Annotated in this window: 11 protein-coding genes and 2 pseudogenes; 5 read left to right on the plus strand and 8 right to left on the minus strand. The window is 69.8% G+C overall.

Annotated features, from left to right (window positions below):
- Positions 1 to 78: 78 nt before the first annotated feature.
- Together BDK92_RS40005 and BDK92_RS40010 are read right to left on the minus strand one after the other, a co-directional pair.
- Entirely contained in the window at positions 79 to 744 is a 666-nt protein-coding gene (locus tag BDK92_RS40005) for a class I SAM-dependent methyltransferase (RefSeq protein ID WP_246017465.1), read from the minus strand.
- A gap of 48 nt (positions 745 to 792) precedes the next feature.
- Positions 793 to 1,788, minus strand: a pseudogene (locus BDK92_RS40010) (NAD(P)/FAD-dependent oxidoreductase); the annotation flags it as partial.
- 22 nt (positions 1,789 to 1,810) lie between these two features.
- Between BDK92_RS40010 and BDK92_RS00680 the strand changes: the two are divergent.
- Positions 1,811 to 2,443 carry a helix-turn-helix domain-containing protein gene (locus BDK92_RS00680; RefSeq protein WP_170208440.1) on the plus strand — a complete coding sequence of 211 codons (633 nt, stop codon included), beginning with the start codon at positions 1,811 to 1,813 and terminating at the stop codon, positions 2,441 to 2,443.
- Between the two features lie 136 nt (positions 2,444 to 2,579).
- On the opposite strand, the gene BDK92_RS00685 is transcribed toward BDK92_RS00680, so the two are convergent.
- From BDK92_RS00685 to BDK92_RS00705, 5 genes are all read right to left on the minus strand, one after another.
- Positions 2,580 to 3,011, minus strand: coding sequence for a hypothetical protein (locus BDK92_RS00685; protein WP_121153611.1), 432 nt, complete (start codon positions 3,009 to 3,011; stop codon positions 2,580 to 2,582).
- A gap of 190 nt (positions 3,012 to 3,201) precedes the next feature.
- Positions 3,202 to 4,266 carry a rhamnose ABC transporter substrate-binding protein gene (gene rhaS, locus BDK92_RS00690; RefSeq protein ID WP_121153612.1) on the minus strand — a complete coding sequence of 355 codons (1,065 nt, stop codon included), beginning with the start codon at positions 4,264 to 4,266 and terminating at the stop codon, positions 3,202 to 3,204.
- Between the two features lie 76 nt (positions 4,267 to 4,342).
- Entirely contained in the window at positions 4,343 to 5,359 is a 1,017-nt protein-coding gene (locus BDK92_RS00695; protein ID WP_121153614.1) for an ABC transporter permease, read from the minus strand.
- Positions 5,349 to 6,410, minus strand: a complete 1,062-nt coding sequence (locus BDK92_RS00700; RefSeq protein ID WP_121153616.1) for an ABC transporter permease — start codon at positions 6,408 to 6,410, stop codon at positions 5,349 to 5,351. Before BDK92_RS00700 ends, BDK92_RS00695 begins: the two co-directional genes overlap by 11 nt.
- Entirely contained in the window at positions 6,407 to 7,939 is a 1,533-nt protein-coding gene (locus BDK92_RS00705) for a sugar ABC transporter ATP-binding protein (protein ID WP_121153618.1), read from the minus strand. The genes BDK92_RS00700 and BDK92_RS00705 overlap by 4 nt, the downstream gene beginning before the upstream one ends.
- Before the next feature lie 225 nt (positions 7,940 to 8,164).
- Here BDK92_RS00705 and BDK92_RS00710 point away from each other — a divergent pair, with 225 nt between their 5' ends.
- On the plus strand, positions 8,165 to 9,112 hold the full coding sequence (locus tag BDK92_RS00710; RefSeq protein WP_211348990.1) for an aldo/keto reductase: 948 nt from the start codon (positions 8,165 to 8,167) through the stop codon (positions 9,110 to 9,112).
- 574 nt (positions 9,113 to 9,686) lie between these two features.
- The gene (locus tag BDK92_RS40015; protein WP_170208432.1) at positions 9,687 to 10,295 is read left to right on the plus strand and encodes a hypothetical protein; all 609 of its coding nucleotides are present in this window, start codon (positions 9,687 to 9,689) and stop codon (positions 10,293 to 10,295) included.
- A 325-nt stretch (positions 10,296 to 10,620) separates the two neighbouring features.
- On the opposite strand, the pseudogene BDK92_RS41055 reads toward BDK92_RS40015, so the two are convergent.
- Positions 10,621 to 11,520 (minus strand): annotated as a pseudogene (locus BDK92_RS41055) (LysR family transcriptional regulator); the annotation flags it as partial.
- A 27-nt stretch (positions 11,521 to 11,547) separates the two neighbouring features.
- Here BDK92_RS41055 and BDK92_RS00720 point away from each other — a divergent pair.
- Together BDK92_RS00720 and BDK92_RS00725 are read left to right on the plus strand one after the other, a co-directional pair.
- On the plus strand, positions 11,548 to 12,921 hold the full coding sequence (locus tag BDK92_RS00720; protein WP_121153622.1) for an MFS transporter: 1,374 nt from the start codon (positions 11,548 to 11,550) through the stop codon (positions 12,919 to 12,921).
- Positions 12,922 to 13,218: 297 nt separating this feature from the next.
- Entirely contained in the window at positions 13,219 to 13,515 is a 297-nt protein-coding gene (locus tag BDK92_RS00725) for a hypothetical protein (protein WP_147456868.1), read from the plus strand.
- Positions 13,516 to 13,616 lie beyond the last annotated feature (101 nt).

A 13,616-nucleotide genomic window follows, 5' to 3' on the forward strand; every position in this document is an offset into this window, starting at 1 on the left:
CGACGAGCGATGGGGGCGCGGGCGACCCCGGCCCCACACCCCCACCGCGTACGCTGAACGCGTCTCCCCGGCGACCGGTCAGCGGCGACGGACCGCGCGCAGGACCGCGTCCCGGATGGTGATCGACCGTCCCTCGGGATCGGTCACCTGCCGTGGCGGCGCCGTGGCTTCGATCTCCCAGTCCTGCGGGTCCAGGACAGCCGCCACCTGTTCGGCCGTGAACATCAGCTCGGGAAGGTTCGGCCGCCCGATCGTGGTCTCCAGGTCGGACGGGTGGTGACCGACGATGAGCAGCGTCCCGCCGGGGCGTACGGCCGCCGCCAGGCGGCGGTGCAGCGCCTCCAGTTCCAGCCGGGGCAGGTGGATGAACTGGGCCGACACCAGGTCGTACCGGAGCGGTTCGGGTCCCCAGGAGAGCAGGTCGGCCTGTTGCAGGGTGATCCGGTCCGCGATCTGGCTCCCGGCGGCGGTGGCCTGCGCGGCCGCCCGGTCCAACGCCACCCGGGAGATGTCGACCCCGGTGACCTGCCATCCCCGGGAGGCGAGCCAGACCACGTCCGCCCCCTCGCCGCAGCCGACGTCCAGTGCCGTCGCCGGGCTGAGTTCGGTGGTGACATCGACCAGGTGTGGGTTGGCGTTCCCACTCCAGATCCGGTCGGCGGACCGGTAGCGCTCGTCCCAGAACTCCTGGGTGAACAGGACCACCTCGTCAGCCTGTTTGTGGGCATGGTGGTGGCGGTGCATCGGAGCGGCGTCCGTCGGCGCCGCCTCCGGTTCGGCCGCGTTCCGTTTCCGGTGGGCCTCCACCGCCCGCTCGGTCTCCTCGGCGATCAGGTCGGCGTTGATCGCGGCGCCCGCGAGGACGCCGCCCGAGGCGGCGGTGACAACCTGCGCGACCAGGTCGGTGACGTTGCCGGCGACCCACACCCCCGGCACCTCGGTCAGCCCGGTCGGGTCGGCGGCCACGAACTCGCCGACACCACGCGGATCGGCGGTGGTCTGGAGCCCGAGCGTGGCGAGCACCCCGGACGAGGCCACCAGCCGCGACAGCACCACCAGCGCCCGGCGGGCCACCACCGTGCCGTCGGCGAGGACCACCCCGGTCAGTTGGTCGTCGACGACGTCGAGCGCGTCGACCGGGCCGGTGACGACCCGGATGTCCCGGGCGGCCAACTGCTCGGCCTGCTCGTCGGTGAGCGGCGGCGCGGTGTGCGTGAACAGGACGAGGTCGGAGGTCCACTGCCGGAACAACAGCGCCTGGTGGACGGCCCACGGTCCGGTGCCGAGGATGCCGACGGGCTGGTCCCGGACCTCCCACCCGTGGCAGTACGGGCAGTGGATCACGTCCCGCCCCCAGCGTTGCCGGAGCCCGGGGATGTCCGGGAGTTCGTCGACCAGGCCGGTGGTGACCAGCAGCCGACGGGCGGCGACGACGGTGCCGTCGGCGAGGACCACCTCGAACCCGTCCGGCGTACGGCGCGCGCTGCGGGCTTCGCCGTGGTGCAGGACGCCGCCGTACTGGTCGACCTCCTTGCGACCGGTTTCGACCAACTCGGCCGGGCTGATCCCATCCCGGGTCAGCCAGCCGTGCACGCCCTCGGCCGGGGCGTTACGGGGTGAGCCCGCGTCGATCACGATCACCGAGCGACGTGCCCGCCCCAGGGTCACCGCCCCGCTCAGACCGGCGGCACCACCGCCGATCACCGCCACGTCGAACCCCCGCGTCAAACGCTCGGCCGGCGCCTGAACCCGTTCCTGGTCCTGTTCCCGATTCTGTTCCTGGGTCATCGCGACCACCTCCACGGCAACGATGCGTCCATCACCCCTAGACCCGCAAACATTGTTGCCGTTATGGCAAACTGGTGCGGTGGACGACAACCTGGAGAGCGTGCTCGACGCGGTCGGACCCCGACTCCGGACGCTGCGCCGGCAACGCGACATCACCCTGACCGAACTCTCCGCGACCACCGGCATCTCGATCTCGACCCTGTCCCGGCTGGAATCCGGCCAGCGCCGACCAACCCTGGAGCTGCTGTTGCCGCTGGCCCGGGCGTACGGGGTGCAGATCGACGAACTGGTCGACGCGCCACCTACCGGGGACCCCCGGGTGCACCTACGTCCGGTGATCCGTGACGGGATGACCATGATGCCGCTGACCCGCCGCGCCGGGGGCGTACAGGCATACAAGTTGATCATCTCGGCCAGCCGGCACACGCCGGAACAGAAGACCCACGAGGGCTACGAGTGGATCTACGTCCTCAGCGGACAACTCCGGTTGCTCCTCGGCGACCAGGATCTGACGCTCGGCCCCGGTGAGGCCGCCGAGTTCGACACCCGGGTGCCGCACTGGTTCGGCAGTGCCGACGCCGAACCGGTCGAGGTGCTCAGCCTCTTCGGTCGTCAGGGCGAACGCGCCCACCTGCGGGCACGGTCCGTACGCTGACCGCCCGTCATCGCCATCGACGGTCGGTCATCGTAGGCGACCCTCGACCACCTGGCCCACGAAGCCCGCCGACTCCACGACGACCCGACCACCGGCGGGGCGATCAGACCGACCTGAGTGTGGCGGGCGGGTCGAATCAGGAGGCGGGGAAGGCCCGCTGCGGGGTGACCATGCAGCTGGCGATCGGTCGTCCGCTCTCTTCGGCCAAGACCTTGTCGCCGACGAGTAGCCGGCAGGTCGCGGTGGCTCCCAGCGGCGCCAAGGCGGTGAGTACGATGACGCCCCGCTCCGAGGCCACCTCGATGCGCTCACTCCAGGGCGTCTCGATCGGCTCCCCTGAATCGGACACCTCGTGCGTCTTGTTGTTGTCGTCCGGGCCCCGCCAGTTGATGGCCTCGACCTCACCGGAGGTGGACGTGACCTCCATCCGGATCTCACGATCATCCCCGCCGAATACCGCTATCCCGGCCCACAGACCGAGTCCGACGACGCAGACGGCGGCGACCGTGGCGGGACGACGGAACCAACGGCGGTCGGCAGCTCTGGTGGTGGCGGCGTCATCAGTCACGGCGGCAGGCTAGCCGACCAAGGGGGTGTCGACCACGGCGGTGCCGGGGTCCCACCCGAACAGGCCGATGGTCCCCTCCTGGGAGGGGACCATCGCCTCTGCCTCCCAGCCGTAGGGAAGGCATCGAACGGAGGTGTCCGTCGAATGGAGGTGTCCAGAGCGCCTGACCGAACACTCCGAACTGGACCGCTCAGAAGTCAAACTGTCCGATGTTCGCGGCGTCGAAGACGGTCGGCGGGCCGAGGACGATTACCCCGTCGGCCTGGATGGTGTACTCGCCGAGCTTCCCGGCCGTGAACGTCTCCCCCTCCTTGCCACTGATCATCCCGGAGGCGAGGGCGGCCCCGGCGTACGCGGCGAGGTAGCCCAGGTCGGCCGGGTTCCAGAGCGCAAAGCTGCGCACCGTCCCGTCGGTGACGAACTCGCGCATCTGGTTCGGTGTGCCCAGCCCGGTCAGCGCCACCTTGCCCTTGTACTGCGAGGTCGACAGGTAGCGGGCGGCCGCCGCGACGCCGACCGTGGTGGGCGAGACGATCCCCTTCAGATCCGGGTACGACGCCAGCAGGCCCTGGGTCTCCTGGAACGACTTCTGGTCGTCGTCGTTGCCGTAGACCACGGTCACCAGCTCGATCTTGGCGTACGCGGGTTTCTTCAGTTCGGTCCTCATCAGCTCGATCCAGGCGTTCTGGTTCGTCGCGTTCGCGGTCGCCGAGAGGACGGCGATCTTCCCTTCGCCGCCGATCGCGTCCGAGATCAGCTTGATCTGGTTCTCGGCGATGCCCTGGCCGGTGACCTGGTTGACGAAGAGGTCCCGGCAGTCCTTGTTCGTGTCCGAGTCGAAGGTCACCACCTTCGCGCCGCCCTGTCGGGCCTGGTTGACGGCCCCGCAGATCGCGTTCGGGTCGTTCGCCGAGACGGCGATCACGTCGCTGCCCTGCTGGGTGAGCGTGTTCAGGTAGCTGACCTGGGACGAGGCGCTCGCCTCGGAGGGGCCGACCTCCTTGTACTCACCCTTGAACTCGGCGACCGCGGCCTTTCCGCCGTTGTCGGAGACGGTGAAGTACGGGTTGTTCACCTGCTTCGGCAGGAACGCGACCTTCAGTCCGGCCCTGATGGCGCCACCGGCTGCGGCGTTCGAGCCGCCGGACGGGGTGTCGCCCTCGTCGCTGGCACACGCCGAGCCGCTCACCAGCAGTGCCGCCAGCGCGAGAACGGACGCGCCGAGGCGCAGGGGTGTGGTCCGCGTACCTCTCATGGCTCTTTCCTTCCTGGACATAAGGCTGATCGGTGGCGGGTCGGTGGTCGAGCCAGGGTGGTGCGTGGTCGGGCGGTCAGCCCGCCACCGGTGACGCGCGGGGTCGGCGGCGGCGCAACCGGGCCCGGAGCATTCCGGCCAGGTTCGGTCCGACCACCGAGATGATCAACAGGGTGCCGGTGACCACGGTCAGCGTGTCGGCCGGGACGTCGGCCAACTGAAGCGCGTTGCGCAGGGTCGTCAGCAGCAGCACCCCCGCGACCACGCCGACCAGGGTTCCCCGACCGCCGAAGATGGAGACGCCGCCGAGCAGCACGGCGGCGACGACGGAGAGTTCGAGACCCGATCCGTTGTCGGCGCGGGCGCTGGCGTACCGCAGGGTCCAGAAGAGACCGGCCAACGCCGAGACCGCGCCGGTGAGGACGAAGAGCCAGAATTTGGTCCGGGCGACCGAGATGCCGGCGAAGACGGCCGCCTGGTCGCTGTTGCCCATGGCGTACAGGCTTCGCCCGACCGGGGTGGCGTGCAGCACCAGGCCGAAGGCGAGCGCCAGGCCGCCGACGACCAGGGACACCCACGGTACGGTCGTGCCGGGCAGGGCCGCGATGGCGTTGCCGGTCCAGTCGAACGGGAAGTCGGCCACCGCCCGGTCACCGAGCACCACGTAGGCCAGCCCCCGGTACAGCGCGAGGGTGCCGATCGTCACCGCCAGCGACGGCAGGCCGAAGCCGGCGACGAAGAGGCCGTTCACCGCGCCGAGGAGCGCGCCGAGCAGCACCACCAGCGGGAGGATCAGCGGCAGCGGAAGGCCGAGGAACCACAGTTGGCCCATGACCGCGCTGGAGAGACCGAGCACGCTCGCCACCGAGAGGTCGATCTCGCCGGTGATGACCACCAGGGTCATCGGCAGCGCGATCAGCGCGATCGGGAAAACGTCGAGCAGCAGGAATCCCCAGAACCGTGGGCTGGCGAATCCCTCGACCAGGACCGACGAACCGATGATCACGGCAATCAGGACGACGATCACCACGACGTCCCAGCTGCCCAGGGCGGAGAGGCGGCCGCCGGACCGGCCCGTCTGGTCAGGCGTCACGGGCCTTCCTTCCTCGTAGTCGCCGGGCCACCCGCGCGGCGAGTGCCCGGTCCAGACCGATCGCGGCGAGGATCAGCGCGCCGACCACCGTCTGCTGCCAGAAGGGGGCCACCCGCAGCACCGGCAGCGCGCCGCCGATGGTGCTGAGCAGAAGTGCGCCCAGTGCCGCGCCGTACACCGAGCCGCTGCCGCCGAAGATGGCCACCCCGCCGACCACCACCGCCGCGACCACCTGCAGTTCGATCCCGGTGCCGGCCGCGGCGTCGAGGGTGCCGAACCGGGCCGCGTACAGCACACCGGCGAGCCCCGCCAGCGCACCGCTGACCACGAGCGCGCCGAAAACCCGGCGGCCGACCGGGATGCCGTGCAGGCGGGCCGCGGCGGGGTCCGATCCGATCGCGTAGAGCTCCCGACCACCTCGGTACGAGCGCAGGTAGAAGCCGGCCAGCAGCAGCACCGCCACGGCGAACAGGGCGAGCACCGGTACGGTCAGCACGGTCGCGGTGCCCATGTTCTTGAAGTTCGTCGGCAGGTCGGCGGCGTTGATCTGCTGACCGGCGGCCCAGGAGAAGTCGAGGCCCCGGAAGACGTAGAGGGTGCCGAGGGTCACGACGAGGGCCGGGACCCGGGCGACCGCGATCAGCGCGCCGTTGACGATGCCGCAGAGCGCGCCCAGGGCGATCCCGGCGAGCAGCGCCACCGCGATCGGCGCTCCGGGTACGGCCAGGAACAGCTTGCCGGTGGCGAAGGCGGCCAGGCCGAGGATGGAGCCGACGGAGAGGTCGACGTTGCGGGTGATGATGACGATCGTCTGCCCGACGGCGAGCACGACCAGGATGGTCGCGCCGAGCATCAGGTCCTTGCGGCTCTGCCCGGACAGGAAGCGCGGGTTCACCACGGTGGTGATCGCGATCAACAGCACCAGCGCGAGCCCGATGCCCAGTTCACGTACGGCGAACAGCCGGTTGACCCCGCGTACCGGGTCGCCGCCGCTGGTCGGGGGCGCCGGGACCCCGCCCGCCGCCGGGCCGGTGCTGACCGTCGTCGTCATCGGGCCGGCTCCGATCCGGGCGACGCCTGGCCGGTCGCGGCGAGCATCACCGACTCCTCGTCGGCGTCCGCGCGGGAGATCTCCCGTACCAACCGGCCCTCGTGCATGACCAGCACCCGGTCCGCCATGCCCAACACCTCCGGGAGTTCGCTGGAGACCATCACCACGGCCACGCCCTCGGCGGCGAGCTGCGACATGAGTCGATGCACCTCCGCCTTGGTGCCGACGTCGATGCCCCGCGTCGGCTCGTCGACGATCAGCAGCTTCGGTGTGGTGGAGAGCCACTTGGCCAGGACCACCTTCTGCTGGTTCCCGCCCGAGAGGGTGGAGACCGGGTCGGTCGACCGGCCCGCCTTGACCTGGAGGCGCCGCAGCCACTGCGCGGCGGCCCGCCGCTCGACCCCCGGGCCGAGCAGGCCGTAGCGGGACAGCGACCAGCGTCGGGTCAGGGTGGCGTTCCGCTCGATCGACAGCTCCATGACCAGGCCCTGCTGACGGCGGTCCTCGGGGACCAGTGCCATTCCGACGGCGATGGCCGCCGAGGGACGGCCGCCCGGCACCCGTACGCCGCCGACGGACACCTCACCCGCGTCGTACCGGTCGACGCCGAACACCGCCCGAACCACCTCGCTGCGCCCGGCGCCGACCAGCCCGGCGAGGGCGACGATCTCGCCGGACCGTACCTGGAAGCTGACCTCGTCGAAGACGCCGTGCCGGGTTAGGCCGCGCACGTCGAGGACCACCTCGCCGGGTGACGACTCGGTCTTCGGAAACAGTTGGGAGATCTCCCGTCCGACCATCCGCCGGACCAGTTCCGCGACGTCGAGCTCGCCGGCCGGGTCGGTGGAGACCCGGCGACCGTCCCGCATCACCGTTATCCGCTGGCAGAGTGCGAACACCTCGTCGAAGCGGTGGGAGATGAACAGGATCGCGGCACCGGCGTCGCGCAGTGATCGGACCACGCTGAACAGGCGCTCGACCTCCACTCCGGAGAGTGCCGCCGTCGGCTCGTCCATCACCAGCACCCGGGCGTCGAACGACAGCGCCTTGGCGATCTCCACAAGCTGCTGGTCGGCGATGGAGAGTCCACGTGCGGGCCGATCCGGGTCGAGGTGTACGCCGAGCCGGGCGAAGAGCTCCTCCGCCTGATGCCGCATCAGCCTGCCGTCGATCCGTCGCAGCGAGCGCAAGGGTTGACGGCCCATGAAGATGTTCTCGGCCACGGAGAGGTCGGGGAAGAGCGTCGGTTCCTGGTAGATGACCGCGATGCCGGCGGCGCGCGCGCCCGCCGGGCCGGTCAGCGACAGCCGATCACCGTCAAGCGTGAGTACGCCCTCGTCCGGCTGGTGCACCCCGGCCAGGATCTTCACCAGAGTGGACTTGCCCGCGCCGTTCTCCCCTACGAGCGCGTGGACCTCGCCCGGGTGAAGGTCCAGCGAGACGTCCCGCAGGGCGTCGACCGCGCCGAAGGACTTGCTCGCTCCGGTCAGGGCCAGCAACGGCCGGTCTGGGCGATCGTGTTCGGGCACGGAACACCCCCAGGCTGAAACGTTTCATCGACGTTCGTGAGGTAGACGTTAAGCGGACGTTTCACCTGTGGTCAAGGGTTGCCGGGCGCGGGCCGCGATCGAAGCACCTCGACGCGGGCGAGTTCGGCCGGGCCACGGGACTCCAGGGTTGTCGATACGCTGTCGTGACGTCGGTGGCCGGCCGCCACACCGGGCCGCCGCAATCACCGGGCTGAGGGGAACTCGATGATGCAGACCAGGATGTTCGGCACCACCGGCCTACGGGTAAGCGCGATCGGGCTGGGGGCATGGCAGCTCGGCCGGTCGGCGCAGTGGCACGACGGACCCGACCCGGACGAAGCGGTCCGGATCGTCCACACCGCGCTCGACGCGGGCGTCAACCTGATCGACACGGCGCCGGGCTACGCGGACGGGACCAGCGAACGCAACATCGGTCGGGCGCTGACCGGACGCCGCCGCGACGAGACCATCATCTGCACCAAGGTCGGCTACTTCCCCGACGGCAGCCCCAACTGGGGCTCCGACGCCATCGAGGAGTCGATCGAACAGAGCGCCCGCCGGATGAACGTCGACCACGTCGACATCGTCGTCCTGCACAACCCGCCACCGGAGATCCTCGACGGCACCCGCAGCGACCACTACCAGGTCCTGCAACGACTCCAGGACAAGGGCGTCATCCGCGCGTACGGGACCTCGGTGGACTGGGGCGCCGACATCGACACCGTACTGACCACGAGCGACTCGAACGCGCTCGAGGTACGCCTCTCCGCGCTCTACCAGGAACCATGGGAGGCGATGGGACGGGCGCACGAGCGCGGCGTCGGCACCATCATCAAGGTGCCGTTGGAGTCCGGCTGGCTCTCCGGCCGGTACGACGCGCAGAGCGTCTTCACCGACGTACGGGACCGCTGGTCACGCGAGGACGTGGCACTGCGCGCGGCACTCGTCGACGACCTGCGCGCGCTGCTGCCCGAGGGGGTGAGCCTCTTCGAGGGCGCGCTGCGCTTCCTGCTCGGCTACGACGCGGTCTCCACCGTCATCCCGGGCAGCAAGTCCGTGGCGCAACTGCGGGCGAGCATCGCCGCCGCGCAGCTGCCACTGCCCACGGAGACGTACGACGCGATCCGCTCCTGGTACGCCGCCCGCCTCGCCGACCGTCCCCTCGACTGGTAGCGAACCTTTTCCGCCCCCTCGGCAGTCGAAGCTGACGAGGGGGCGGGAAGTGCCGCCACAGGGGACGGAAACGGGACGACCTCGATGCTGGGGCTGCCCGGACCACTGCGTCGGTTCAGCCAGCGCCGCGACGTGACCGCTTCAGCAGGGCCCGGCCAGAACCGGGCCGACCCGTACGACCGGTTCATCCTCTGGGCTCGGTGACTCCGATAACCCGGGGGGGCGGCGACCAACCCGGACAGCAGAACGCGGAAAGGCCCCGTCCACGGCTGACGGCCACCGGGCCGGCCGAAGATCGAGTACCAGCTGAGCTGCGCTAGCATCCCCGAGCCTCGAATGGGCTGGAAGAAAACGGCGCAAAGGAAATTTCTTGGCTAAAACGAAAGCCTGGGTGGTCGGTATCGCGGCACTCGGCCTCATTCTCTGTTGCGGCCGGGCGTTCTCCCAGTCCGAACAGTCTGCTGCTCCCACACTCACGCTCACGCCAATGCCAACGTGGTCGGCACCAGCCGCGCCAACCCGGCCCAAGCCCCCGCCTGCGCCATCGGCGTTGGTACTGCCGACCGGGCACAAGATGACGCCGGCCCAGTGGTGCACCACCTACGCCGAGACGTTCATTCAGCTTCAGGCGAAGAGCGACCGGATCAGCGACCTACGCAGGACCGAGTACAAGAACGGCGTCGCGCTCGACAACACCAAGCGAAAGCTCCAGGCTGATGCACTGTGGGCTGAGGTCGAGGCGTTCGATCCCGGGCAGGCCATCGCCGACGCGCTCATCTCGCTCCCACACTCCAGCTACAAAGAGGCGGCGCTGGCCGCGCCGGACGGCGCGGACGCCAATCCCGTGAACGTCGACATGTGGCACGCCTACGACCAGGTCGGGAAGGCGCGCGACAACTACGTGGAAAAGTGGAACAGCTCACTGCTCGGACCGGACGATGCCGGCGATGCTCGCTTCTACGGATCGCACACGCTCATCGACGCGATCGGCGAGCCGCCGAACGGAAAGCCCGGCTCGGGCCAGACAGGCCTCTGCTACGTCCAGCAGCCGTGGGAGAGCCAGTCGGGCGGCGACGGCACAGGCGACACGGCCAGCACAGGCGGTGGCAGCACCGGCTGCGAGTATCACGGTAGGCCCAGGGCCACGTGGAAGGTCTGGCGCTGGGGAGACTGGAGCTGTTGATTCCGATCGTTGAACTCCGCTCGACCGACCGCATCGACCGGGCTGGGCAGGCGTACGGACCATCGCCCTTGATGTTCTTGCCGTTTGGGCGTACTTCGGCTGGTGTCCACTGTGTTGTTGCTCGGTCCCTGAACGCCGGCCAGTCAAAAGCCGCCTCGACCTGAGCCACTCGAACGGCCCTGACCCGCACCAACAGCAGCCGGCGCAGGTCTCCCCGGTGGCTCGGCGAGGTCTGGTGTTCAGGGGCGGGCTGCGCGTACAAGATGTCGCGCATGCCAGGCAACGACTCCTGGTCTTCTCGCCAGATCAGCCGCAGGCTGAGATCCGGGAGGGGAAGGTCGAGCTGGATCAGCGCGCCGGAGCGGAGACTGTCGGCGACCGCGAACCTGGGTAGCAGCGAGATTCCGAGTCCGTGCTCCGCCCATGCGCGCATCACCGGGACGCCTCCGACTTTGATCCGTTTGGGACCGGAGCCGAGGATCTTGTCCCCGGCCATCCAGAACGAGCACTCTGGCACGTTGACCAGGAGCCGCTCGTGCTTGAGGTCATCGGTGGTCAGTGCGGCTCGGGCGGCGAGCGGGTGGGCAGGTGCGGATACCAGTACGAGGGGAACCGGGTCGAGGTCGATGAAGGTGAGCGGTTCGGCGGGGGCGGGGAAGCCGAGTCCGCCGACGTTGTCGCCGGAGTCCAGCAGCAGGGCGGCTTCGAGTCGTCCCTCGATCACGTCGGCGAGGAGGCCGTCGCGGGCGCTTTCGGCGTGGATTTCGAGGTCGATGTCGGGCCGGCGTTCGGCGAATCGGGCGAACACCTGGGGCACGTAGGAACCGGCGAGGGTTTCCAGTGCGCCGAGCCGCAGCAGTTGCCGTTCGCCTCTGACGTCGCGGGTGGCCTGCTTGGCCTGGTCGAGCAGTGATCGTGCCCATCTCTGTAGGCGTTGTCCGGCGGGGGTCAGCTGCATTCCCTTGGGGCCGCGGACGAACAGGGTCACGCCGAGTGTTCCTTCGAGGGTCCGGATCTGCTGGGAGACGGACGAGGGCGCGAGGTCGAGCGCGACGGCGGCGTCGGCCACGGTTCGGTGCTGGACGACTGCCTCGAAGGTCCTGAGTTGGCGTAGCTCCACGCGCGGAGCAACATCCCGGGGCGTTCGGAAATTCCGAACGCGTCGTGCGGCTGTGGCGGTGGAGCGTTGGCCTGCCAAAACGCACAGTGGTGGCGTCCTTCCCACTGTCGTCTTCGGGGAGCTGTCCCAGCTATGACGCTTTTGAATTCATCTGCACCAGCACAGGCGAATCACCGTCCGCCGCAGGGGCGCTCCAGTGCCCTGACGGGCATTTCGCTGGGCTACTTCATGGTGCTGCTGGACATGACGGTGCTGTCGGTCGCCGAGCCCGATCTGGCGTCGTCTCTCCGCACCTCGATGGCCGGGTTGCAGTGGGCGACCGCCGGCTACACCGTGGCATTCGCCGCGTTGCTGCTGTCGGCGGGGGCGGCGGCGGACCGCTTCGGTGCCGAGCGGCTCTTCCGGGCCGGCATCGCGGTCTTCACGCTCGCGTCCTTGCTCAGTGCGTTCGCCCCGGGGCTGTGGGCCCTGGTCCTCCTGCGTGCGATCTCGGGGGTCGCCGCCGCAGCGTGCGTGCCCGCCTCGATGGCGATGATCGCCCATCTCTATCCAGAACCGGCGGCACGGGCGCGCGCGGTCTCGACTTGGGCCGCGATCAGCGGTGCGGCCGTTGCGGCCGGTCCGATCGCAGGCGGCGCACTGGTCGGCGCGGCCGGATGGCGGTCGATTTTCCTGGTCAACGTGCCCATCGGTTTGGCAGTGCTGGCGCTGACGCTGGGCCGGGCGGTGGCCTGCCAGCGCGGTGACCGCCGGATCGACTGGCCCGCCCAGTTGGCAGCCGCCGCAGCGCTGGCCCTCTTCACGGACGCATTGATCGCTGCCGGTTCGCAGGCGTGGGCCCACGCCGCGTGGTCGTCGGTGGGGTTTGGGGTGTCGGTGCTGGTGTTCCTCGGCCTGGAGCGCCACAGCCAGGCGCCGGTCCTGAACCGGGCTCTGCTGCGGTCAGGCCGGGTGCGGGCTGGGCTGCTGGCCGCTGCGGCGGTGAACTTCGCGTTGACCGGGGGTCTGTTCGTGCTGCCACTGCTGTTGCAGCAGGAGCGGCACCTGGACCCGCTGCAGACCGGGCTGGCGTTCCTGCCGCTGACGGTTCCCTTCGCGGCCAATCCGCCGTTCACGGGCAAGATCGTGGCACGGGTGGGTCCTCGCCGTCCGATCCTGGCCGGTTTGGCCCTGCTGGCGGCTGGAGGTGCCGTGCTGGCAGCCGTGGTCTTCGCCGACGGCGGCTACCTATGGCTCGCGGTGGGCCTGCTGATGACCGGCTTCGGCGTCTCCTACGCCTTGCCTGCGCTGGTCGCGGCCCTTGTCGGCGTCGCCCCGGCGGGCACGGCCGGTGCGGTGGGCGGTCTGCTCAACGCCGTACGCCAGGTTGGCGCCACGCTCGGCGTCGTCGTCATGGGTGCTGCCGTCACCGCAGGCACTGGATGGTCTCTGCTGATGTCGGGCTCGGTCTGCGCAATCGCCTGCTTCGTGTTCGCTGTCGCGCGCCGCGAGGAGACGGCCGAGTGACGCGCACCGGGGCCAATGCGGGCCGTGCCGCGCCCGGCGCTGGGATCCGGCCAAGATTGCCAGCGTGCTGCGTGCCCCCCTGACCTGATCTGCCCGAAGTGCCTGGTCGTCGGTGAGGGCATGGTGCCTGTACCTGCTGGCACGGCGCGGCGGCCGGCGCCGTACGGCTCCCCGCCCGACCTTCGGGCGTCGCGCCGGGTCGCGGGACACGTGGACCACGAAATCCAGTAACAACCGTGTATCGGCGCGGCAGCTTGGCAGCGGGCCAGGTACAGGGGTATCGCTTAGGCTGATCCTGTGATTGATCTTCAAGTGCGGACCGAGCTTGGGGAGATGGTGGCGCGGGGTGATCGCGGCTTCGACTGGACTCGAGAGTTCATCGACCTCGACAGGTCCGCATATCCGCTGCTGAGCGGCGTTTGCGCGTACTTGGACACCGTCTTCAATCAGCGGCAGGTCCCGATGCTGGTGGACGAACTGGATCGCCTACCAGACGGCAGTGTGCTGAGTGAGGAGAGCAGGGGTGAGATCCGGAGGCTCTGCGCCATGGTCAGGGAGCGATCTCACCATTATCTGTGGTTCGTTGGGGACTGACCGGACGAGCGTGGGAGCGCCGGCCTTTGGTCGGCGCTCGCTGTCTGCGGTCGGGGCACCGAGTACCTGGACCACGACATCGGTGGCAAGCCCCGAAGCGG

Origin of the sequence: Micromonospora pisi, from assembly GCF_003633685.1 — a bacterium.
GTDB classification, from domain to species: domain Bacteria; phylum Actinomycetota; class Actinomycetes; order Mycobacteriales; family Micromonosporaceae; genus Micromonospora_G; species Micromonospora_G pisi.